19 protein-coding genes and 1 pseudogene are annotated in these 23,313 nt (G+C 64.0%); 7 read left to right on the forward strand and 13 right to left on the reverse strand.

The annotated features are described in order from the left end of the window. Window positions 1-68 precede the first annotated feature (68 nt). The 5 genes from BKG60_RS27135 to BKG60_RS27155 all read right to left on the reverse strand — a co-directional run bounded on the left by BKG60_RS27135 (window position 69) and on the right by BKG60_RS27155 (window position 7,176). Window positions 69-2,153, reverse strand: a complete 2,085-nt coding sequence (locus tag BKG60_RS27135) for an alkyl/aryl-sulfatase (protein ID WP_239251647.1) — start codon at window positions 2,151-2,153, stop codon at window positions 69-71. A gap of 172 nt (window positions 2,154-2,325) precedes the next feature. Beyond that, a complete protein-coding gene (locus BKG60_RS27140) occupies window positions 2,326-2,655 on the reverse strand; it encodes a Rieske (2Fe-2S) protein (protein ID WP_083339210.1) in 330 nt (109 codons plus the stop codon). 24 nt (window positions 2,656-2,679) lie between these two features. Next, window positions 2,680-4,419 carry a GMC oxidoreductase gene (locus BKG60_RS27145; protein ID WP_070944369.1) on the reverse strand — a complete coding sequence of 580 codons (1,740 nt, stop codon included), beginning with the start codon at window positions 4,417-4,419 and terminating at the stop codon, window positions 2,680-2,682. A gap of 211 nt (window positions 4,420-4,630) precedes the next feature. Then, a complete protein-coding gene (locus BKG60_RS27150) occupies window positions 4,631-6,169 on the reverse strand; it encodes a DUF1254 domain-containing protein (protein WP_239251649.1) in 1,539 nt (512 codons plus the stop codon). A 338-nt stretch (window positions 6,170-6,507) separates the two neighbouring features. Then, window positions 6,508-7,176 carry a TetR family transcriptional regulator gene (locus BKG60_RS27155; RefSeq protein ID WP_083339211.1) on the reverse strand — a complete coding sequence of 223 codons (669 nt, stop codon included), beginning with the start codon at window positions 7,174-7,176 and terminating at the stop codon, window positions 6,508-6,510. Between the two features lie 75 nt (window positions 7,177-7,251). Between BKG60_RS27155 and BKG60_RS27160 the strand changes: the two genes are divergently transcribed. Next, a complete protein-coding gene (locus BKG60_RS27160) occupies window positions 7,252-8,694 on the forward strand; it encodes a cytochrome P450 (RefSeq protein WP_070944289.1) in 1,443 nt (480 codons plus the stop codon). A gap of 78 nt (window positions 8,695-8,772) precedes the next feature. On the opposite strand, the gene BKG60_RS27165 is transcribed toward BKG60_RS27160, so the two are convergent. Further along, entirely contained in the window at window positions 8,773-10,200 is a 1,428-nt protein-coding gene (locus tag BKG60_RS27165; RefSeq protein WP_239251651.1) for a DUF1254 domain-containing protein, read from the reverse strand. Window positions 10,201-10,411: 211 nt separating this feature from the next. Then, window positions 10,412-11,719, reverse strand: a complete 1,308-nt coding sequence (locus BKG60_RS27170; protein WP_070944290.1) for a PucR family transcriptional regulator — start codon at window positions 11,717-11,719, stop codon at window positions 10,412-10,414. A 154-nt stretch (window positions 11,720-11,873) separates the two neighbouring features. Here BKG60_RS27170 and BKG60_RS27175 point away from each other — a divergent pair, with 154 nt between their 5' ends. The 6 genes from BKG60_RS27175 to BKG60_RS27200 all read left to right on the forward strand — a co-directional run bounded on the left by BKG60_RS27175 (window position 11,874) and on the right by BKG60_RS27200 (window position 20,666). Further along, window positions 11,874-13,343 (forward strand): class I adenylate-forming enzyme family protein, encoded by a 1,470-nt coding sequence (locus BKG60_RS27175; RefSeq protein WP_070944291.1) that lies wholly within the window; start codon window positions 11,874-11,876, stop codon window positions 13,341-13,343. Window positions 13,344-13,376: 33 nt separating this feature from the next. After that, on the forward strand, window positions 13,377-15,152 hold the full coding sequence (locus BKG60_RS27180) for a DUF3556 domain-containing protein (RefSeq protein ID WP_070944292.1): 1,776 nt from the start codon (window positions 13,377-13,379) through the stop codon (window positions 15,150-15,152). After that, window positions 15,149-16,567, forward strand: coding sequence for a phytoene desaturase family protein (locus BKG60_RS27185; protein WP_075910219.1), 1,419 nt, complete (start codon window positions 15,149-15,151; stop codon window positions 16,565-16,567). The genes BKG60_RS27180 and BKG60_RS27185 overlap by 4 nt, the downstream gene beginning before the upstream one ends. Then, window positions 16,564-17,325 carry an SDR family NAD(P)-dependent oxidoreductase gene (locus BKG60_RS27190; RefSeq protein WP_075910220.1) on the forward strand — a complete coding sequence of 254 codons (762 nt, stop codon included), beginning with the start codon at window positions 16,564-16,566 and terminating at the stop codon, window positions 17,323-17,325. The genes BKG60_RS27185 and BKG60_RS27190 overlap by 4 nt, the downstream gene beginning before the upstream one ends. A 13-nt stretch (window positions 17,326-17,338) precedes the next feature. Then, window positions 17,339-18,142 carry an SDR family NAD(P)-dependent oxidoreductase gene (locus BKG60_RS27195; protein WP_075910221.1) on the forward strand — a complete coding sequence of 268 codons (804 nt, stop codon included), beginning with the start codon at window positions 17,339-17,341 and terminating at the stop codon, window positions 18,140-18,142. Window positions 18,143-18,305: 163 nt separating this feature from the next. Beyond that, window positions 18,306-20,666, forward strand: coding sequence for an arylsulfatase (locus BKG60_RS27200; RefSeq protein ID WP_075910302.1), 2,361 nt, complete (start codon window positions 18,306-18,308; stop codon window positions 20,664-20,666). Window positions 20,667-20,743: 77 nt separating this feature from the next. On the opposite strand, the gene rpsQ is transcribed toward BKG60_RS27200, so the two are convergent. The 6 genes and pseudogenes from rpsQ to rpsS form a co-directional block, all read right to left on the reverse strand. Continuing rightward, window positions 20,744-21,040 (reverse strand): 30S ribosomal protein S17, encoded by a 297-nt coding sequence (rpsQ, locus tag BKG60_RS27205; RefSeq protein ID WP_070186335.1) that lies wholly within the window; start codon window positions 21,038-21,040, stop codon window positions 20,744-20,746. Beyond that, the gene (gene rpmC, locus BKG60_RS27210; protein ID WP_070186336.1) at window positions 21,040-21,273 is read right to left on the reverse strand and encodes a 50S ribosomal protein L29; all 234 of its coding nucleotides are present in this window, start codon (window positions 21,271-21,273) and stop codon (window positions 21,040-21,042) included. The genes rpsQ and rpmC overlap by 1 nt, the downstream gene beginning before the upstream one ends. After that, on the reverse strand, window positions 21,273-21,689 hold the full coding sequence (gene rplP / locus BKG60_RS27215; RefSeq protein WP_070186337.1) for a 50S ribosomal protein L16: 417 nt from the start codon (window positions 21,687-21,689) through the stop codon (window positions 21,273-21,275). Before rplP ends, rpmC begins: the two co-directional genes overlap by 1 nt. A gap of 2 nt (window positions 21,690-21,691) precedes the next feature. After that, the gene (gene rpsC, locus BKG60_RS27220; protein WP_070186338.1) at window positions 21,692-22,537 is read right to left on the reverse strand and encodes a 30S ribosomal protein S3; all 846 of its coding nucleotides are present in this window, start codon (window positions 22,535-22,537) and stop codon (window positions 21,692-21,694) included. A gap of 14 nt (window positions 22,538-22,551) precedes the next feature. Then, a pseudogene (gene rplV / locus BKG60_RS27225) lies at window positions 22,552-23,019 on the reverse strand (50S ribosomal protein L22); the annotation flags it as partial. After that, window positions 23,016-23,297, reverse strand: coding sequence for a 30S ribosomal protein S19 (gene rpsS, locus BKG60_RS27230; RefSeq protein ID WP_003883480.1), 282 nt, complete (start codon window positions 23,295-23,297; stop codon window positions 23,016-23,018). The pseudogene rplV and the gene rpsS, both read right to left, overlap by 4 nt. Window positions 23,298-23,313 lie beyond the last annotated feature (16 nt).

Below are 23,313 nucleotides of genomic sequence, written 5' to 3' on the forward strand. Positions count from 1 at the left end.
CTCCGTCACTGCCTCGACAACGGTGTGCTGCCCCGGCGGCAAACCGGGACAGCACACCATTGTCGCAGCTAAGGGGTGACGATGTTGAACCAGAACGGGAAGGTGTCGAGCAGGCCCATGAACTCGTCGAACGACCCACGGTTTCCATCGATGGTCACCTTGTTCTGCGAGACCGCGTCCTCCAGCTTCACGTTGCCGAGCTGAATGTCGTCGAGCGTGGCCTTGTCGAGGGTGACGGTCGCATTCGCGTTGGGCACCGGGGCATCGGCCGCATAGTTGAGCACACCGTTCTCGACGGTGAGGCCGTATTCCTTGTTGATGTCTTTGAACTTCACATTCATCGTCAGGTTCTTGCCTGCGGCCTTTTGCCCGTTCAACCGCACCGCCAGATAGTCGAACAACATGTCCGGGGGCATCGCCTTGACGGTGTCGGGACTCGCGGTCTCCATCCCGCCTGAGTCGGGCACGCCGTTGCGCAGTTCGTAGGCGCCCTGCAGATATACCGAGCGCCACGGGCCCGACTCCGCCTGATACCCCATCTGTTCGTACGAGTCTGCGAGCAGGTTCTTGGCATCGGTGTTGTTCGGGTTGGCGAACACCACGTGCTTGAGCACCATTGCCGCCCAGCGGTAGTCCCCGTTGTCGAAGTCCTTCTTGGCCTTGTCCAGAACGGCGCCTTCACCACCCATATATTCGACGTACTTCTTGGCCGCCGGCTCCGGTGGCAGGTCGTCGAGATCGGACGGGTTCCCGTCGTACCACCCCATGTAGCGCTGATACACCGCCCGCGAATTGTGCTTGAGCGTGCCGTAGTAGCCGCGGTCGGGCCAGAAGTTGCTCAGTTCCGGCGGAAGCGCGATCTCCTCCGCGATCTCAGAGCCCACCAGACCGTTGTTCAGCATCCGCACCGACTGGTCGTGGATGTACTTGTACAGATCACGTTGCTTTTTCCAGTAGTCGATGATGTTGGCGTTGCCCCACAACGGCCAGTGGTGGCTCTGGAACTTCACCTCCGTGTTCGGGCCGTAGCGACGAATCGTCTCATCGATGAACTTCGCCCAGATCCGTGCATCGCGCACCTGCGCACCACGCAACGTCAAAAGATTGTGCATGGTGTTGGTGGTGTTCTCGGCCATCCACATGGCCTTGAACTGCGGGAAAAACGTATTCATTTCCGTGGGCGCCTCGGTCCCGGGCGTGTACTGGAACTCCATGTCCACGCCGTCGATCGTCATCTTCTGCCCGGTCTGGGAGATGATGTCGGTCGGAACGATCATGCCGGCGGTCCCGGTCGAGTTGGTCTGTCCGAGACCGGCATTCACGCCGCCTTCGGCGTTGCGTGGGAGCAGGGCACCGAACATGTAGATCGAACGGCGGCTCATCGCGTTGCCGGCGATCACGTTCTCGCTGACCACGTCTTCGACGAAGTTGACCGGGGCGATGATCTTAACCTTGCCCGAGTCCACGTCGGCCTGATTCACGATGCCGCGCACCCCGCCGTAATGGTCGACGTGCGAATGGCTGTGGATCACCGCCAGGACCGGCCGCGCACCGAGCTTCTGATTCGCCAGATCCAAGGCCGCCTTGGCCGTCTCGGCCGAGACCAGGGTGTCGACGATGATCCAACCCGTGTCGCCTCGGACCAGGGTGAGATTCGACAGGTCGTAGCCACGGACCTGATATATGCGGTCGGGCACCACCTCGAACAAGCCGTACTGCATGTTCAGCTGCGCATTACGCCACAAGCTGGGGTTGACCGTGTCGGGCGCAGACTTGTCGTCACCGATGTAGGTCTTGTACTGCTCCATGTCCCAGACGACGTCGCCCTTGTCGTTCTTGATGGTCAGGGTGTCCGGCCGTTCGAGCAGACCGCGCTTGGCATTCTCAAAGTCGCCCTTTTCATTGAAGGGCAACGAGTCCAACACCTTCTTGTTGGCCTCCTTGGTTGCCTCACTGGCTCCCTTGACGCTGTTGTCGGTCTTCAAACCGCCGCTGCCGCCGGACGATCCGCCGCTGGACTCGTCGTTACACGCGGCGATCAGCGTGGTCGCGACACCCGCTACGGCCAGGCCGCCCAACATCCTGCGCCGTGGGAGCTGCGCACGCAATTCGTCAGGCTTATCGGCTTGATATGACTTCGAATTGGCATCCATGCGGGCCAATTATGCCGCCGGCCCGCCGAATTCGGGCGCAAATCACCGTGGGCGAACCAATTTGCGGACATGCCGCCATCACTGCCGTCGCATTGACCGCAGACCGAATTACACAGCAACCAAATGGGTGTCGGATTGCCGTGACCGGTGATCACACGAAAGTCGCCACGGCTCAATCGGAAATGCTGATCACACCATCCGCCTCGGCGACGTGGTAGGTGGCAAGGGGCCGCGCCGCCGGCCCCTTGAGCACAGCTCCGGTGGTGATGTCATAGCGGCACCCGTGGCACTGGCACAGAATCGTGGTGCCGGTCAGCATTCCCGCCGATAGCGGACAGGCCTCATGGGTGCACAGGTCGTCGAATGCGTAGAGCTTCCCGTCGACCCGCGCGACTGATACCCGCCACTTGCGGTCTTCGAGGTAGTAGGGGTTGACGGAGCCTTCGGGCAGCTGGTCCGCGGCGCCGAGGCGCCTCGGTATCGACGTATTCGGTGTCGTCATGGTGACCTCGCAGGTTCTCGGCACTCAGTAGGGATAGTCGGGGATGACGTCCTGCTGGCGGGCGTCGAGGCGGAGTTCGCCGGGCGCGCCGGCCGGAACCAACGGACGGTGCGGCATCGTCGGCTTGAGCCGCTCGTAGCCGGAACCCAACGGCGGGCGTAGATCTTCGTCACCCTTGTTGGGCCAGAACGACATTGCCCGTTCGGCCATCGCGGTGATGGTCAGCGACGGGTTGACGCCGGGGTTGGACGGCATCACGCTGCCATCGAGGATGTGCAGTCCAGGCTGACCGAAAACTCGTTGATACGGGTCGACCGCACCTTGCTCTGGGGTATCGCCGATCGGCATGCCACCGATGAAATGAGCAGACGCGGTGCGGTTGAGCGATTCGAACATCAACGCGTACTGGTCGCAGCCCATCTGTTTCGCGAGCTTCCCGGCATACTCCTCGACGATCGGGATGTGCACCGGCGGCGACTTCTCGCTGCCCTTGCGGCTGCGCAACATGCCGTTCTTCCAGTACAGATTGAGCGACGTGTCGTCGGCCTGCATACACAGCAGCACCGCCATCCGCTCCGACCAGCTCCGGGGATCGTTGCCCCCGAAGACGTTGCGCGGGTTGCTGACCACCTCTTTCAACCAGTTTCGGACCGGATGTGCCTGATCTCCGGTCTGGTGCAGGCTGAACATGAACGCCATGAGGTTGCTGTCGACCCCGTAATAGACCGGCTCGATGCTGGTCATCTCATCTGGCCAGACACCGGAGGTGATCGACACGGCGCCGGGAGTGATGTGGATCTTCTCCGGATCTTGCTTCCACTCGCTGTGCGGCCGCACCACGCTGAGCAGCTGCTCGGAGTTGGTGCGAGCGCGTTGGCCGAGGTGACTGGACATCCCGCGCAGCTTGCCGTCGTGCTGCATGTGCAGCAGCAGTTTGGCCGTCCCGTACGCGTGTGCTGAGACGATCACCTGGTCGGCGGTGTAACGGCGGCGCTGCGCCCGCGCCGCTCGATGCGCCCATCCAGGATGGCGGGTGAGCACCTCGAACCCTCCGCCGTCCAGCTTGTCGATCTCGTAGACCTCGTGCAGTTCGTGGACGACGGCGCCGAGCTTCTCGGCCAGGTACAGGTAGTTGACGGTCAACTTGTTCTTGGCGTTGCGTCCGCAGCCGATCATGCAATCGCCGCAATTGACGCAGCCACGCCGCCGGGGACCGACACCGCCGAAGTAGGGGTCGTCGGCTTCTTCGTCGGGGGTGCCGAAGTACACGCCGACCGGCGCCCGGTTGAAGGTATGCCCGATCCCCATGTCGTTGGCAACCTTCTGCATGTGCCGATCAACATCGGTGGGCAGGTACGGCACCCGGACCACGCCAAGCATTCGCCGGGCCTGATCGATGTAGGGCGCCAGTTCGTCAGCCCAGTCGGTGATTCCGGCCCACTCCCGCGCATCGAAGAAGCGCCGCGGTGGCACATACAGCGTGTTCGCGTACACGTGGGACCCGCCGCCGACCCCGGCTCCCGAGAGGATCAGCACGTCATCGAGCAGCTCGATGCGCTGCACACCGAACATCTCGAACTCTGGCTGCCACAGGAACTTCCGGACATTCCAGCTGGTCTTGGGTATCTGGTCATCGGGCCAACGTTTGCCGGACTCCATCACCGCGACGCGGTAACCCTTCTCCGCGGCCCGCATTGCGGCGACACTCCCACCGAATCCGGAACCGATGACGATCACGTCGTAATGCATACCTTTATCGGTCATGTTCACCTTCGCCTAGCGGGCTGTGCTGGGAAAAATGTGCGAACGCGTTTGACCGTAGTACGAATCAGATATCTCGGCCTTCGGATTGGCCACAATTATCGCGGCCATCAAAAGGCGACAAGATGACATTCCCTCACCCTTTTTGGGTGAGGGAATTGTCTATTCACATTCAGTCCGGGCGATCGACCGCTGATCTCTAAAGCCCCGCTACTCAGATCACCTCAATAGCCGGAGGTTTCCAAGTCCCCTCCGTGATGCCGGGCTCGCCCCAATAGGCGCGGATGTAGAGCGAGAACGGTCCGGCCGGTGCAGGCAGCCAGTTCGACTCGTTGTCCGGCCCGGGCGATTTCGCACCGGCATACAGCGTCAACGACCCGTCGGAGTTGCGCTTGAGGTTCTTGTTCTTGGTACCGAGCGAATACCGTTTGAGGTCGTTGGGGTGGAACAGGTGCTTGTCGTTGTACAACGTCAGCGACCAGAAGCCCTTGACGGGCGGCTCCTGCCCGGCCGGGAACGTCACCTTGTACGACTTCTCGCCGACCATGGGTGCGCCGGTGGCGTCGTTGTCGGTGTAGAAGTACTGGGTCTCGGTGGGCCGGTTGTCGAACATGTTCGATCTCGCGGTACCGGTGCGGTCGAAGTAGTCGATGCCGAACTGGGCGTTGTTGGTCGAGCGGTTCCAACCGTTGCCGGCCGGCCGGCCGTTGTGGGCCCACTGGAAGAACGGCCCGATAACGTCACGTTCGGCGGCCACCGCGGTGTCGACGAGCACCCTTTTGATGTCGGGATTCTGGTTCGCCGAGTCCAGCAGCGCTCGGAACTGGGCGTAGAGGGCTTCCTCGCCGGGAAGCGGATCAACCTGGTCCAGAATCGTGCCGAACTCGTCGAAAAACTTCTCGGGCACAACCCATTTCGTCTCACCCGCCGCCGCGTCGGACGGCGGTCCCGGGATGGGAGGCAACTTGGCCCACTCGGTGGTCTTCATCTTGCCGTCGAATTCGCTGAGCGGATAGAAATCGATCTGGTTGATCACCGACTGGATGGCGGCGTGGTCCTCGGGAGTGTCGTCCATGAAAACGCGTGGCACCACATTGGCCAGTGACGTGGAGCTTCTGATCACCGCCTGCACACCATCGGGGGTGTCACCCTTCCAGTTGGGACCGGCCAGGAGATAGAAGCCAGGTTTGGTCGCATAGGGTTTGCCGACCTCACTGAACTGATCGGTACGTGCGTCGTACATCGCATACACCCAGAATCGGTCACCGAAATCAGGCACTTGGGCGATCACCGGCTGGTCGTCGAGCGAGAAGTACGCCAGCCCGTACACCACATCCTGGTTGGGGCAGGTTACGAACGTCTCGGCTGGGTCGATGTAGTTGGACAACATCCCGAGCCGGCCCTGTGGGGCGACCGGCAGGACGCCGTTGAGCAGTCCTGGGTGCGGAGCCTGGGTGATCTGGGTGCGCCGGTTGAGCATGTTGACCATCGGCCAGCCCCAGACGTAAGCGAATTGCGCGATCGTCTGGGCATAGCCGGGGAACATCCCGACACCGGTAGCTGGTTGGGTGAGGTCCGCGGCAGCGGCAGGCGCGTTGGGTGCAACTGATGCAGGTTGGTCAGTCGGCGTCGAATCATTGCCGGTCGATTCCTTGTCGGTCGAGCACGCGGCCATCGCGGTGGCGACCCCGGCTGTTGCGGCTGCCAGTCCTGCGGTGCGGAACACCCCGCGGCGCGTCAGTTGCATATCCATGTCTTCAACAGTGCCTTTCCGGTTCTGTTCGGATCTCGCAGAGCGATCGATTTCGACCATAGCCCGGTGCTCATCCCACACTGCGATTTTCCCGTCAACGGAATTGCCCGCACCGCACCACGTCCACCTGGCGTTGACAACTCACCCGTTATAGGTGATTCCGGCAAAGTAATGCGATGAAGAGCCCCCCGGCTCAACAAGATTCGAGATGAGTCTGGTGCTCGACCTACCGTTTCAATGCGATCGCGGACGCCGACGCCTCCGACACATGTCCGAGCCCCGCCGACATGCGATTGACGATCAATTCATCCAATGGTCGTGCGATGAGCGCAGCGGCCTCAGCGCAACATCGTCACGATGACAGCGACGAGGGTGTCTTCGATATCGAGGAGCCGGCCCTGTTCGCCCGAATGAACCTTCCGTGCAACCAGTTCGGTGATCCCGCCCACCAAAGCGACATAGTGCCCCGGCGGGCGCGTGGTGCCCGCGCCGTGCTCCGCGTCGATATTCCGCATCAATGCGGCCAGTGCATCCAGGTAGTCGGTTCGCATTGCGATGCCCTCCGGGCCTGCCGTGCCGAGTTCCAGCACCCAGGCACGCGTATGGTCCGGCTCGTGCACGCACGTCTGCAGGTACGTGTGACTGATTGCGCGGGCCACGGATTCCAACGGGCCGCCGCCCGCCTCTCGCACCGCTTGCTCGAGACGTTCCATGAGCAAGGTGCGGCCCGCGTCGATCGCCACCAAGAAACAGTCGAGCTTGCTGTCGAACTCGCGGTACATGACAGCACGCGACACCCTCGCCCGTTCGACGATGTCAGCGATGGTGGTCTGCTGAAAGCCCTTGTCGGCCACTGCCGATACGACAGCGCGCAACAAGCGGGCGCGCTGGTGGGCGGTCACATCCGAAGGATCGAGGCTGGCCCGCCCGCGGGGTAGCCCAGGGGCGGACTTGGGGACCGAACCCGACAAGCTACTCACCCCCAGGGACTTTACGCCACCGGACATGCCTATTGCATAACAAAAGTACGCCTTCGTACTATTGATTGACGGTCAACGCTGACAACCTTCTTGGGAGAACCGATGAGCACCCTCACAACCATGACCGGGCCGGTGACAACACTCGACGACCTGCCACGTCCGCGCCCGCATTCCCTCGGCGGCTGGCTCACCTTGTGGCGATCACCCGAGGCGGCCCGGCAGCAGTTCCGGGAGCTCGGTGACAGGTTTGTCATGGATGTACCGCTGCTGCCGAAGATGTTCTGGACCACGTCGCCGGACGACGTACGAGCGGTGTTCCAGGAGAAGACCCGGGCGATGTCCTTCGGCGCCGGATTGCGTCGGCTGGCGCCGCACGAACTGCTGTTCGGCAACCGCATCATGCAGTGGTGGGCCAGCGATGACCACACCGTGGTGCGGCGAAAGATCGCACCCGCGTTCATGGGCAAGGCACTACAGGGGTACGAGCCGGTCATGGAGGAGGTGGCTCGGGATCTACTGCGCGATATCCCTACCGGCCGGCCAATCCAATTCCACAGTTACATGCGAACATTGGCGCGAGAAGTGATCCTGTCTGTCGTTTTCGGGGTCACCGAACCCGCACGTCGCGCCCGGCTTGCCGATCAGCTGGAGAAGCTCGACGCGTGCGTTGCGTCCCGGGGCCTCGCCATGCGGTATGCCGCATCGATGGCCTCAGGCGGGCGCTGGCTCCCCTACCCGGCACTCCAGCGGATACTCCGCGACCTCGACCAGGTGACCTACGACGAGATCGCATACCGGCGTTCAACCCAAGAAGAGGCCGATCGGCGTGACTGCCTGTCCATCTTCCTCAAGATTCAGCAGTCCGACGACGAGGGACTCCTGGACGACGAGATGATCGCCGGCTTCCAACGTCTGCTACTGGTCGCCGGCTACGACACGACGGCGGCGACGCTGTCCTGGGTGGCAGAGCGGCTCGTGCGACATCCCGAAGTGTTGCAACGCCTCGAAGAAACACAAGCCGCCGGTGACGACTCCTACCTCGACGCCGTCATTACCGAGACGCTGCGTTTGCGCCCCACCGTGCCGTTCACGGTCCGGTTGGTACAGCGCGACGTCGTCGTCAACGATGTGTTCCTGCCCCGCGGAACCATGGTGTTCCTGTACATCAACGGGATACACCGTCGCGGCGATCTGTACGACGAGCCCGACGAGTTCAGGCCCGAACGCTTCGTGGGCACCACTCCCGATCCATCGCATTGGCTGCCGTTCGGCGGCGGGATCAATCGTTGCCTCGGCGGACAAATGGCGCAATTCGAAGCTCGCGTTCTACTCCGAACCATATTGCGGGAGATGACGTTTGCACCAACATCGGCATCCGATGAAATCCAGACATCACATACGGTGCTGCTGCTGCCACACGAGCGGGCACGGGTCACCCTGCACCGGCGGCCGGCGACGGACTGCACGAACCCAACGACCTTGCCCGCACCGCCGGCGCCTTCCACGATTCACCCGGGATGCCCGGCTCGCCCCGACAGGCCCTGACGTAAGGCGACAAGTGTCCGCCCGGGACAACCGATTTCGTCTCTCCACCGCAGTCGGATGCGGTGCGTGGACTACAGGTCAGGCCTGCTTCTCGACTTTCGGCGGCTGCCACGACTTATCGAGAATCGGCTGTTTGGGACCGTAGGTGCGCAGCACCACCCAGAAGGGGCCGGCCGGCGCGGGCAGCCAGTTGCTCGATTTGTCCACTCCTGGATCCTGTGCGGAGAAATAGAGCGTCAACGAACCATCCGGGTTCTGCTTGAGCCCCGGCGTCCCGCTGCCGATCGAATACCGATTGATCGGATTGGCCACCAGAAGCCGATCCGGAACGCTGTACATCGTGAAAGACCAGAAGTAATTCACCGGTGGAATCTGACCGGGTGGGAAGGTCACCGAGTAACTGGCCTTGCTCCCGTCCAGCGCCTCGCCGGCTGCATCCGAGGGAAGCGTGAAGTACATGGCCTGCTCGGCCACGTTGCCGAAAATGCCCATGTAGACGCCCAGTGCCCGATTGAAGTAATCGGTGCCCATCTTCGCCCGGTCGCCGAACAGGTCCTCCGAATGCACGTCTTTCTGTTGGCTGCGTGCCTTGAGTGCAGCCTGCGCGTCCTCGATGCCACCTTTGAGCGCATCCTGCACCTCCTGCGACTGCGCGTCCTGTTTGAAGGGTTCGTCGCGTTTGACACCGAGGGCCGCCAGATCGTCGTACATCGCACGATCTTGTGGATTATTGCTGGTAAACGGCAGCAGGAAGGATACGTAGTCCCAGAATTTCGGGGTAGCCTCGTCGCCCTCGGTCCAGACCGGCCAGTTCGGCGCAGGCGCGGCAGCCGGCGCGGGCTGTTTGAGGAAGGCGCTGAGTGGCTGCAGCTGGTACTGCTGCTGGATTTCCTTCACCCGGTCAAGCCCGTTGTCGGCGGCCATCAACTGTGTGCGGGTCAGGGTGCCCAGCAATTCGCTTTCCCCTTTGATCACCCGTGAGATTCCCGGCGGCGCTTGGCCCTGGTAATCCGGACCGGCCACCAGCACCGACATGCCCTTGTTGCCGTCCTTGACCGAGCCGGGATTGTCCAACACGAAACCCCACAGGTCGTCCCACTGGCTGGTGTAGTACCGATCCGGCTCAATCGGCGGCAACGTCAGCACCCAAGGCTCGGATCGTACGTCCACCCAGGCATAGGAATACGGAGAATCGTTATTGGGGGTCACAATGTCGGTGTCGGCAGGTGACGACACCCCGAGATGCAGCCACTTGCCGAACGCGTGGTCGCCCTCAATTGCCTGCTTGTACATCGTTCGATAGTTCATGACCAGCGGGTAGGCGAAAATGTAGGCATCCTTGGCCTTTTGCCGCAATCCCGCGGTTTCCGACGCGGTGGAACCTTCTGGCGCGCCTGACGGCGCCCCCGACTCACCATCTGAGCCGCAGGCGGCCATGGCGAACACGACCGCCACCACCAGCGACCAGACAAACGACAAACGTAGCGTGCGCAGCCAATTGGACACGAGCACCTCGAATCTCCGTTGAAGCCAACCCGGACTATAACTCTCTGTCTGGCCGGAGTCACCGGATCGACCAATCAGCTATCCAAGACGACCAGCGTATTCAGATCTGCGCCACCGCCAATATGTCTGGCGGTCAACGTCATTGGCGATCTCCAGCTTCACCCGTCCGCCGCATCACCTGAAATAGGCGAGGCGAAAGCCTATTGGGCCATTACTGGGCTACCCCGATCTGCCGACCGGCCAGGACCGCGCCGCCGAAATGGTGGCAGGCCAGCAGCGCGAGTTCGACGTCGATGCGATCCTCGCCTATCGGACGGCCACGTCGGTCGATCGCTCGTTCGACACGGTAGCGAACTGAGTTGTGGTGCAAGTTGAGTCGCTCGGCCGCGGCCTTATAGCTGCCTCCCTCACCCAGGAATACCCGCAGGGTGTCGCGCAGGCGCGCGTCGCTGTCGGTGTTGCCGGCCAACGCGCCCAAAGCTTCCCACACCCACTCGCGGGTTTGACCCAGATCCTCTGCGAGCATCGCCGTCGCCACCAGACCGGGTTCATCGGCGGCGGTGAATCGCCGGCCCGAGTCACCCGCAACAGAGATCCGCTGGGCGATGCGCGCCAATCGATGCGATCGCCGGAATCCGCTCAGCCCCGCAAGGGGTTTACCGACCGACAACCGCGGCGGATCGACTCCGTCGGCGACGAATCGGCGAACCCGGGCGACCGCAGCGTCGGCCTGCGCCGCGGGCAACGCCAGCCAGCCGTGCGCGCTGACCCGGTCTGCCGCGACAAACAAGGCTCCGTCCGGCAGGTCCATCGCTTCGGCGAGCTCGCGTACGAATCGCTCGAGCCGCAGCAACTCCCCACCGGATGTGTCATCACTGTCTGTCCACAGGATCAACGCGAGGTGCGTGCGCCGCAATGGATAGCGAACTGCTGTGCTCGCCGCATCGATGTCGAGCTGACCAAGCTGGCCCTCCGCCATCTCGAGCAACTCGCGCACCCGAACGGCGCGCACACTGTTGCGGTTCTCCACCCAGCGTTCACGCTCGGCCTCATAGGCGTCGATGACCTGCTGTGAAATCCAGTCGATGTAGCGGAACGTGACACCGCTGATGGTCTCGAAGGCGACCAGTGCACGTCCGGGCTCGAGTCCCGCACGGCGGATCTCCGTGAGTACGTGGTCCAGCATCTGCTGGTGCCCCAACCGGTAAGCCCGAACCAGTGCGGTAACCGGGACACCGTGCTGAGCGGTGCGGCGTGCGTACTCCAGAGCCGCGGTCGGCGGTTCGACCCGTTCGATGTCGATGGAGTAGCGCACCGCGTCCAGAACGGTTTCGACATTGCCGGCCACGCTGGCGCCCAACAGTTCGAGCAATTGGGGGTCGCCGCGCAACTCACCGATCTCGGTGGCCAGATGCTGCTGGATGGCGCCGATGATCTCGCCGCTGCGCTCGCCCAACCGGTCCACGATGTCGGCCACCGTGCCTGTAGGGGCTTCCGATCCACCCTGCCCAGCACTCATACCTGAACGGTAAACACCTGAATCGGCCACCGCGCACACTTTTGGATTCTCGATACAAGTCGATGGGCGATCTTCGTGACGTCACCACGGTGTGAGGCGGGTCACCACTTCCTACCGTTGTGGCACACCACCAACGACCTCCCAGGAACCGAACGTGCACCTGCCCTCCCTGCCCGACCGCCGCGCCGCAGCGGCACCCGAGGCACCGTGCCTCGACGACGACCACGCGTCCCTGAGCAACGCCGAGTTCCTCGACGCCGTGCGCCGCGCCGCCTCGACACTGCGCAGCCACGGTGTCCGGTCGGGCGATGTGGTCGCAGTGATGCTGCCCAACACCGTCGATCTGGTGGTCACGCTGTTCGCCGCCTGGCGCATCGGTGCGGCGGTGACTCCCCTGAATCCATCACTGTCGCCCGACGAGGCCGCCTATCAGGTGAGCGACGCCGCCGCCAAGGTTCTCCTCGTCGCCGAACCAGTCGATCTCGGCGCGACTGCCGTGGTCGTCACGACGGGAGATCTCACCTCGGAACCGGATGCACAGGATCCCGAACCAGTGTGCGATGCCTCCGCCCTGGCACTGCTGATCTACACCAGCGGCACCACCGGTCGCCCCAAGGGCGTGATGCTCGACCACTCGAATCTCGATGCGATGTGCCAGATGATCATCAACGCCTTCGACCTCACCGCCGCCGACCACAGCCTGCTGATTCTTCCGCTCTTTCACGTCAACGGCATTGTGGTGAGCACGCTTTCGCCCCTGCTGGCGGGCGGGCGCACCACCATCGCCGGCCGTTTCGACCCGAAGAGCTTCTTCGATCGGGTCAAAGGCAGCCGCGCGACGTACTTCTCGGCAGTGCCGACCATCTACACGATGCTGGCCAACCTGCCGGCCGAGCAGGAACCCGATACCTCCACACTGCGGTTCGCCGTGTGCGGGGCGGCACCGGCCAGCGCGGAACTGCTCGAGATGTTCGAGAGCCGCTACGGCGTACCCATCATCGAGGGGTATGGGCTGTCCGAGGGGTCATGTGCGAGCACCGGAAATCCGTTGCACGGCAAGCGCAAGCCCGGCACCGTCGGCCCGCCGCTACCGGGACAGACCATCCGAATCGCCGGCGCCGACGGCAACGCGGTGCCGACGGGCGAGTTGGGTGAAGTGCTGATCTCCGGACCCAACGTCATGCGGGGCTATCTGAACCGTCCCGACGAGACCGCGAAGACGGTCGTCGACGGCTGGCTGCACACCGGCGACATCGGACGGCTCGACGAAGACGGCTACCTGGTTCTCGTCGACCGCGCCAAGGACATGATCATCCGCGGCGGCGAGAACATCTACCCGAAAGAGATCGAAACCGTCGCCTACCGCCTGACCGGCATCGCCGAGGCAGCAGTTGTCGGCAGGCCCGACCCCCTGTACGGCGAGCAGCCCGTGATGTTCGTGACCACCACGCCGGGCAGCATCATCGAGGCCGATCAGGTGCGTGAACACCTCGCCGCGGCACTGTCGAAATACAAACGCCCCGTGGAGATCACCATTCTCGACGAGCTACCCAAGAACGCTGTCGGCAAGATCGACAAGCCGGCCCTGCGCAAGCGCACCGCCACCGCCACCCACCCGGTCTGACCGACTTATCCCACCGAAACAGGAGATTTGACAATGGGATTCACACAACCCGACCTACCCGCGGTCGACCCCCAGGAGTTCCTCGGCAAGCCGTTGATGGAACGGATGCGAATCTTGTCGGTCAACTGGGTCGAGCACGGCTTCGGCTCACCGACGATGGTGCACACCATCTACATCGCCAAACTTATCTTCTTCTACGCGCTCGGCGGCGTCATCGTCGCCACCGTCACCTCGGACCTGCCTCCCTTCTGGCATGTTTCACAGTGGTGGAACCAGCCGATCGTTTATCAGAAGGCCATATTGTGGACGGTACTACTGGAGGCCATCGGTGTGGCCGGATCCTGGGGGCCACTGGCCGGCAAGGTGAAGCCGATGACCGGCGGTATCTTGTTCTGGGCTCGGCCGGGCACGATCCGGCTGCGCCCGTACAAGCGGGTTCCGTTCACCGCCGGCGACCGGCGCACCTGGTGCGACGTCGCGATCTATCTGGGGCTGTTGGCGACGTTGACCGTAGCGCTCGTGCTCCCCGGGATTCCCAGTGAGTCGCTGTCGAAGGTTTTGCCGGACAACACTTCCGGTCTGGTCAACCCGGCGCTGCTGATCGCTCCCATGGTGCTGCTGGTGGCGATCGGCCTGCGGGACAAGACCATATTCCTCGGCGCCCGCGGTGAGCAGTACCTGCCTGCGCTGTTCTTCTTCACCGTATTGCCGTTCGTCGACATGATCATCGCGCTGAAGCTGCTGATCGTGGTGGTCTGGGTCGGCGCCGGGATCTCGAAGTTCGGCAAACATTTCTCCAACGTCATCCCGCCGATGGTGAGCAACAGTCCGTTGATCCCGTCCAAATGGGTCAAACGCGCGCATTACCGCGACTTTCCGCACGACTTGCGCCCGTCCCGGGTCGCCGACGTGATGGCCCACGTGCTGGGCACCACGGTGGAGATCCTCGCCCCCCTGACCCTGCTCTTCTCCACGAACAAGGCGCTCACGCTGGCAGCCGTCGTCCTCATGGTGTGCTTCCACCTGTTCATCGTGTCGACCTTCCCGCTGGCCGTGCCGCTGGAGTGGAATGTCCTGTTCGCCTACGCCTCGGTGTTCGTGTTCGCCGGATTCCCCGCGTGGGACGGCTATGCAGTGACCGACATGTCCTCGCCATGGTTGACCGCAGCCATCGTTGCGGCGCTGGCGTTCTTCCCCATTCTGGGTAACTTCCGGCCGGACAAGGTCTCCTTCCTGCCGTCCATGCGTCAGTACGCGGGCAACTGGGCCAGCGCCACCTGGACTTTCACTCCGGGCGCCGAGGCCAAACTGAACCGGGTCACGCGGTCGGCACGCAACACGGTGGACCAGTTCGTCGCGTTCGGCTACGAGCCCGAGTGGGCCGAGGTCACGATGAACCAGCCGATCGCCTGGCGCACGATGCACAGTCAGGGCCGGGGCCTGTTCTCGGTGCTGCTGAACTCGTTGTCGGACATCGACTCCCGAACCGTGCGCGAGGCGGAGTTCACCTGCAATTCCCTGATCGGGTTCAACTTCGGCGACGGGCACCTGCACGACGAGAACATGATCAAGGCAGTCCAGCGCGAAGCTCAGTTCGAGCCCGGCGAGCTGATCGTGGCCTGGGTGGAATCTCAAGCCTGGGGCAGCAAGGTGCAGCACTACAAGCTGATCGATGCGGCCCTCGGCGTGATCGAACGCGGCACCTGGAACGTCGCTGACGCGGTGGCCGAACAGCCCTGGCTGCCCAACGGTCCGATCCCGACGCAGGTCACCTGGTCGCGCAACGATCGGCACGGGGCACTGGCGTGAGCACCGCGACAGTGGTCGGCAGCGGGCCCAACGGGCTCGCCGCGGCCCTCACCCTGGCCCGCGCGGGCATTACGGTCACGGTGCTCGAAGCCGCCGACCAGATCGGTGGGGGCACCCGCAGCAGCGAAGCCCTGTTGCCAGGCCTGCTGCACGACCACTGTTCGGCGATCCACCCGATGGCCGTCGGCTCACCGCTGCTGGCCGACCTCGGCATCCAGTGGCGGTGGCCGGAACTCGACTGCGTGCATCCGCTCGACGACGGCACGGCCGGCGTGCTGCACCGCTCGGTCGAGGACACTGCCGCCGGACTCGGCATCGACGGCTCGCGGTGGCGGACCCTGTTCAGCGGTCCCGCAGCCGATTTCGACGCACTCTCGCAGGACATCATGGGCCCGCTGCTGCGAATGCCGCGGCACCCACTGGCCCTGGCCCGGTTCGGCGCTCCGACGGTGTTGCCCGCGACCGCCCTGGCGCGGGTGTTCCGCTCCGAGGCAGCCAAGGCACTGTTCGGCGGAGTCGCCGCCCATGCGTTCCGACCGCTGCACCTGCCGATGACCTCCGCGATCGGACTGGGCATCCTGACCGCGGGCCACCGGCACGGCTGGGCGGTCGCCGCCGGCGGCTCCGGTGCGATCGCGACCGCGATGGCTGCCGAGCTGACCCGACTCGGCGGCAGCATCGAGACCGGTGTTCGGGTCAGCGCGGCAAACCAGTTACCACCCTCGGAGATCACGATGTTCGACCTCGCGCCCGAGGCCGTCGCACAGATTCTCGGAGACCGCCTACCGCGGCGGGTATCCCGTGCGTACCGCAATTTCCGGCGCGGACCGGGTGCCTTCAAAGTCGATTTCGCCGTCCAGGGCGGAGTCCCGTGGCGCAATCCGGATGCGCACCGAGCCGGCACCGTACACCTGGGGGGATCCTTCGAAGAGGTCGTCTCCACCGAACGCGCCATCCACGCCGGCCGGCTGCCGGATCGGCCTTTCGTCCTGGTCGGCCAGCAATATCTGGCCGACCCGCAACGCTCCGTCGGCGACGTGCACCCGGTATGGAGCTATGCGCACGTGCCCAACGGTTACACCGGAAACGCCACCGAGGCGATCATCGCCCAAATAGAGCGGTTCGCTCCGGGGTTCCGCGATCGGATCCTCGACCACACGACGCGATCCACGGTGGCGATGGCCGACTACAACGCCAACTACACCGGCGGCGACATCATGACCGGCGCCAAAGACATCCGGCAGTTGACCTTCGGGCCACGAATCACCTTGTCACCGTATTCAACCGGCCTTCCCGGCCACTACATCTGTTCTGCTGCAACGCCTCCGGGCCCCGGAGCCCACGGCATGTGCGGGTACCACGCGGCGCGATCCGCACTGACCAAACTGACCCACCACCAGGAGGTATCTCGATGAATGACCTGACGAATCGGCGCGCGATCGTCTCCGGTGCCGCACGCGGCATCGGCCTCGCGATCGCCCAGCGCCTGGTGGCCGGCGGTGCGCGGGTGGCCATCGCCGACATCGACGGCGACGGAGCCCGGTCCGCAGCCGCCGAGCTGGGCGACGGCTGTATCGGCATTGCCTGCGACGTCCGCTCGACCGCCGACGTGACCGCGGCCGTCGCAGCTGCCGTCGATGCCTTCGGTGGGCTCGATCTGCTGGTCAACAACGCCGGCATCGAGATCGCCAAACCGGTACTCGACATCACCGACGAGGAGTTCACCCGGATCCTCGACATCAACGTCGTCGGCACCTTCCGGTTCACCAGGGCCGCCGTGCCCGCTCTGGGCCAGGCCGGTGGCGCGGCGATCGTCAACATTGCCTCGGTGGCCGGCACCGCGGGCGGCCCGCTGCTGTCGGCCTATTGTGCGTCCAAGGGTGCGGTGGTCCGGTTCACCGAATCGGCCGCCGTCGAACTGCGCACCGCCGGTATTCGCGTCAACGCGGTCTGCCCGGGCATCGTGGCCACCGAGATGGCCGACCGACTGGCCGCCCCGATCGAGGCCATCTCACCGATCCCGTTCGACGATCTCATCGCCCTCAAACAGGGCCGTTTCGGCGCACCGGTCGACGTCGCCGAGATGGTGGCCTTCCTCGCCTCCTCGGACGCCGAGTTCATCACCGGCGGCCACTACCTGGTCGACGGCGGCCTGACCGCAAACCTATTCTGAAAGGAGCACATTCATGACACAGCACACCCATACCCTCGACCGTGCCCAGGCGACCGACCGATCCTTGGCGGGCAAGGTCGCGATCGTCACCGGCGCCGCCCGCGGCATCGGCCTCGAGATCGCGCGAACGTATGCCGCCCACGGCGCCAAAGTGATGGTCTCCGACATCGACCGTGCAGCCGCCACCGAGGCAGCCGGACAGTTGCCGGACGCTACGGCGCACGCGTGTGATGTCCGCAGCGAGGACAGCGTGTCCCAGCTGATCGACCACACCCTCGAACTCCACGGGCAGGTCGACATTGTGGTGGCCAACGCCGGGATCGCCACGGTGTCACCATTGACCGAAATGTCGTTCGAAACGTGGCGGACCATGATGTCGGTCAATCTCGACGGCGTGTTCCTCACCGTCAAGCATGCCGCGCGGGCGATGCTGGCCGGCGGCGCGCCGGGTTCGATCATCACCATGGGTTCGGTCACCGCCCTGTGTGGCACACCGCTGGTCGGGCACTACGGTGCGGCAAAGGCAGCGGTGGTCAACTTGACCAAAACCGCTGCGCTGGAACTGCGACCGCATGGCATCCGGGTGAACTCCATCCTTCCGGGCTTCGCTGAGACCGCTCTGGTCAGCGGGAACAAGCAGGCCTACACCGAGACGCTCGGGGTGGACTTCGATGCCGTGATCGCCCAGGCGCAGGGCGGCTATGTCGACGTGAAAGATGTTGCCGCAGTGGCTCTGTTCCTTGCCGGTGACCGGTCGTCGTTCTGCACCGGGTCCGGGTACGTCGTCGACGGCGGTTTGACCGCGAGCCTCATCTGAGAATCATCCGTGGCAGGCCGGCCCAGCGTGTACATTGGCCGCAGATAGCGCTCGTCGCCCGGAATCACTACCGGGCCCGCTATTCTGCGCAATTGTCTACCAGCACAGCATTTTTGGTGCTCAATCCTGGCGAATCGGCAACCGTCGTGACACCATCGTGATCATGGCTGATGACCGCAGTTCCGAATTCCCGCTGCATCTCGATCGCTATCACCTGCCGGAGCCGGAGTGGACATTCCCCAACGCCACGATCAACCTCTACGCGCAGGACTCGACTCCGGATTTCCCGCCGGTGCGTCTGGCCCCGGCAGGCGCACCCAATATCCTTCTCGTCCTGCTCGACGATGTCGGCTTCGGCTGGCCGAGCGTCAACGGCGGTTTGGTCCGGATGCCGACAGCCGAGCGCCTGCACAAGCGCGGCTTGTTCTACAACCAGTTCCACACCACCGCACTGTGTTCACCCACCCGTGCCGCGCTGTTGACCGGACGCAACCACCACTCGGTGGCCACCGGCGTCATCCAGGAGATGGCCACCGGCTATCCGGGCTACTGCGGCATCATCCCCAAAAGCTGCGCGACCATGGGCGAGCTGCTCAAACAAGCCGGCTACACCTGTGCCTGGTGGGGCAAGAACCACAATGTCCCCGACAACCAGACCAGCCCGGCCGGACCGTTCGACAATTGGCCCACCAACCAGGGTTTCGATTATTTCTACGGTTTCATCTCCGGCGAGACGGATCAGTTCTATCCGTCGCTGATCCGCAACACCACCCCGGTGGAGCCACCCGCGCGGCCCCAGGACGGATATCAACTGCAGCGCGACCTCGCTGACGACGCGATCGCCTGGATCCAGGCTCAGAAGACCATCGCCCCAGACCGGCCGTTCTTCGGATACTTCTCGACGGGTGCGGCGCACGCGCCGCACCAGCCTCCGTTGGACTGGCGCGGACGCAACAAGGGCCGCTTCGACATGGGCTGGGACGAATACCGCAAGACCGTCCATCAAAACCAGCTCGACATGGGGATCATTCCGGCCGGCACCCAGCTGACCGAGCGCCCAGACCAGATCCCCTCATGGGACAGCCAGCCCGCCGAACATCGGGCTTTGTTCGCCCGCCAGGCCGAGAACTTCGCCGACTTCCTGGAACACACCGATTACGAGGTCGGCCGCGTCGTCGATGCGATCGAGAAGATCGGCGAGCTCGACAACACCATCGTCATCTACATCCTCGGCGACAACGGCTCATCGGGCGAGGGCTCGTTGATCGGCACACCGAACGAGCTGATGAGCCTCAACGGTCAGCAGCCGTCGATCGAGGAATCGCTACGTTTCATCGACAACTGGGGACTGCCCGGGACGTCCCCGCACTACGCCGTGGGTTGGGCGCACGCCGGTGACACCCCGTTCCAGTGGACCAAACAGGTGGCCTCGCACTTCGGCGGCACCCGCAACAGCATGATCGTGTCCTGGCCGGACAAGATCTCCGAGCACGGAGCGGTGCGCTCCCAGTTCCATCACGTGATCGATGTGCTGCCCACCCTTTTGGAGGTGGTCGGAGTCCGCGAACCGGTCGAGGTCAACGGCTACATCCAGCGTCCCATCGAAGGCGTCAGCTTCGCGTACTCATTCGCCGACGGCGCAGCCAAGAGCACCCGAGACAAGCAGTACTTCGAAATGATGGGCAACCGGGCCATGTATCACGACGGCTGGATCGCCTGTGTGCGGCACGGCCGGCTGCCGTGGGAGACCGCGGGCACCTTCTCCTACGACGACGACAAGTGGGAGTTGTACAACATCGCCGAGGATTTCAGCGAATCGGTGGACCTGGCCGAGCAGGAACCGGCCAAACTCAAAGAGTTGCAGGACATGTTCCTGGCCGAGGCGGCCAAGTACAACGTGCTGCCCATCGACGACCGGTTCGCCGAACGCCTCGACGTCACCCTGCGGCCGAGCTTCTTCACCGGCCGCAAGGAGGTCACCTTCCACCCGGGCATGATCCGGCTGCCCGAAGGGTCGGCGCCGAAGATGGTCGGAGTCCCGCACCGGATCACGGTGCCCGTCGAGATTCCCGAGGGTGGGGCCGAGGGCGTCCTGGCTGCCCTCGGCGGTGATGCCGCAGGATTCGCATTGTTCTTGTGGGAAGGCAAAGTTCGCTACCACTACAACTATTTCGGCCTCCAACGCTATGACGCGACGGCCGAGGAACCGCTGGTCCCCGGTAAACACGTCATCACAGTCGACTTCACCCCGGACGGCCCCCAACCGGGGTCACCTGCATCGGTAACGGTGTCCGTCGACGGCAACCAGGCCGCGCAGACCCGCGTCGAGCGACAGGTGCCGCAGCGCTGCGGCACCGAATGCTTCGACGTCGGCATGGACAACGTCTCACCGGTCTGTGACGACTATGCCGACAAGGCGCCGTTCCCGTTCACCGGAAGGTTCGAGTCGGTGACGTTCACGTTCGGCGACCACGACGAACCCTCGGGTATGGACCGCCTCGAAATGGCCACCAAATTGGACTGAGCAGACGCAAATGTCCCCCAAACCCGAAGGTTTGGGGGACATTTGCGTCTGCTCGCGAGAAAAAACGGAGGCCTTCGCTACTTCGCTTTTTCCAGCACCTCGACCAGGCGCCAGCGCTTGGAGGCCGACAGCGGCCGGGTCTCCATCAGCGAGACGCGGTCGCCGATACCGGCGTCACCGTTCTCGTCGTGCGCCTTGACCTTCTTCGTGGTCCGGATGATCTTGCCGTAGAGCGCGTGGCTCTTGCGATCTTCCAGCTCGACCACGATGGTCTTCTGCATCTTGTCGCTCACCACGTAGCCGATGGCGGTCTTGCGACGGCCACGGGTCTCCTCGGTGCGCGGAGTGTGCTTGGGGCCCTTAGTCTCCGCCATTAGCTTTCCTCACCTCCGGGCCCGGAAGCCAGACCCAACTCACGTTCACGCAGCACGGTGTAGACCCGTGCGATCTCCTGGCGCACAGTGCGCAGCCGACGGTTGTTGGCCAGCTGACCGGTCGCCATCTGGAAGCGCAGGTTGAACAGCTCTTCCTTCGACTCGCGCAGCTTGTCCGTCAACTCGCTGTCGGACAGTTCGCGCAGTTCACCAGGCGTAGTTCCCACTGCCATCAGAACTGCTCCTCTCGAGTCACGATGCGTGCCTTGATCGGCAACTTGTGGATCGCCCTGGTAAGGGCGTCCCGGGCGGTCTTCTCGTCCGGGTAGCTGAGCTCGAAGAGCACACGACCGGGCTTGACGTTGGCGACCCACCACTCCGGCGAACCCTTGCCGGAACCCATGCGGGTTTCGGCCGGCTTCTTGGTCAGCGGACGGTCCGGGAAGATGTTGATCCACACCTTGCCGCCACGCTTGATGTGCCGGTTGATGGCGATACGAGCGGACTCGATCTGCCGGTTGGTGATGTAGGCGTGCTCCAGTGCCTGGATGCCGTAGTCACCGAAGCTCACCGACGTGCCGCCGCTGGCGATGCCACGCTGCCGTGGGTGATGCTGCTTGCGGTGCTTGACCTTGCGGGGAATCAGCATGATTAGTTCTCCGTTGCTTCCGGCTTGCCGGAATCAGACCCAGCCGAAGCAGCCGCGGCCTCGGTTGCGGCCGGTGCATCGTCACCGGTCGCGGCGCGGCCGGCCTCGGTGCTCGTCGCCGTGGTGCCCGAGGCACCACTACGACGCGGCCGGGTGCCCGACGGACGCTCACGACGCGGCCGGTCACTGGCCGGCGCGGCGGCGGTGAGCTCACGCTTGCCACCGACGATGTCGCCCTTGTAAATCCACACCTTCACACCGATCCGGCCGAAGGTGGTCTTGGCCTCGTAGAGGCCGTAGTCGATGTCCGCGCGCAGCGTGTGCAGCGGAACCCGACCCTCGCGGTAGAACTCCGACCGGCTCATCTCAGCACCGCCGAGGCGGCCCGAGCACTGCACCCGGATGCCCTTGACGTTCGGCTGACGCATGGCCGACTGGATCGCCTTGCGCATCGCGCGACGGAACGCCACGCGGTTGCTCAGCTGCTCGGCAACACCCTGGGCGACGAGCTGAGCCTGCGACTCAGGGTTCTTCACCTCAAGGATGTTGAGCTGAACCTGCTTACCGGTCAGCTTCTCCAGGTCGGCGCGGATGCGGTCGGCCTCGGTGCCGCGGCGGCCGATGACGATGCCGGGACGCGCGGTGTGGATGTCAACGCGGACCCGGTCCCGGGTGCGCTCGATCTCCACATCGGCGATACCGGCGCGCTCCAGACCAGTGGCCAGCAGACGCCGGATGGCGACGTCTTCCTTCACATAGTCCGAGTACTGCTTGTCGGCGTACCAGCGGGACTTCCACTCGGTGGTGATACCGAGCCGGAAACCGTGGGGATTGATCTTCTGGCCCACTACTCCGAGCCTCCCTTCGTCTCGGCCGTGGCCTTCGCGGCAGCGGAAGCCTTGCTGCCCTGAGCACGACGGCTACGCGCCGAGGTAGATGTACCCGCGCCTCCGTTGCTCTTGGGCGGACGGCTCTCCACGATCACGGTGATGTGGCTGGTGCGCTTGCGGATCCGGAACGCACGCCCCTGGGCACGCGGACGGATGCGCTTGGCGGTCGGGCCCTCGTCGGCGGTGATGGTCGCAACCACCAGCGTCGTCGGGTCCAGCCCCTCGTTGTTCTGCGCGTTGGCGGCAGCGCTGGCGATCACCTTGGCGACCGGCTCGCTGGCACCCTGCGGCGCCCACCGCAAGATGTCGAGGGCTTCCTCGACGCTCTTGCCGCGGACCAGATCGATGACGCGGCGGGCCTTGCTGGCCGAGACGCGCACGAAGCGCGCCTTGGCGGTTGCCGACGGGTATTCGATGACATTGCTGACTGTGGTACTCATCGCCGCTTGCTCTTCCGGTCGTCCTTGATGTGACCCTTGAAGGTGCGCGTCGGGGCGAATTCGCCGAGCTTGTGCCCGACCATCGCCTCGGTGACGAACACCGGGACATGCTTGCGGCCGTCATGCACCGCAAACGTATGCCCGATGAAGTCGGGGAGGATGGTCGACCGACGCGACCAGGTCTTGATGACCTGCTTGGTGTTCTTCTCGTTCTGAACGTCGACCTTCTTGAGCAGATGGTCGTCGACGAACGGACCCTTTTTAAGACTACGAGGCATCGCTGCTACTCCTTCC

The organism is Mycobacterium syngnathidarum (genome assembly GCF_001942625.1).
GTDB classification, from domain to species: domain Bacteria; phylum Actinomycetota; class Actinomycetes; order Mycobacteriales; family Mycobacteriaceae; genus Mycobacterium; species Mycobacterium syngnathidarum.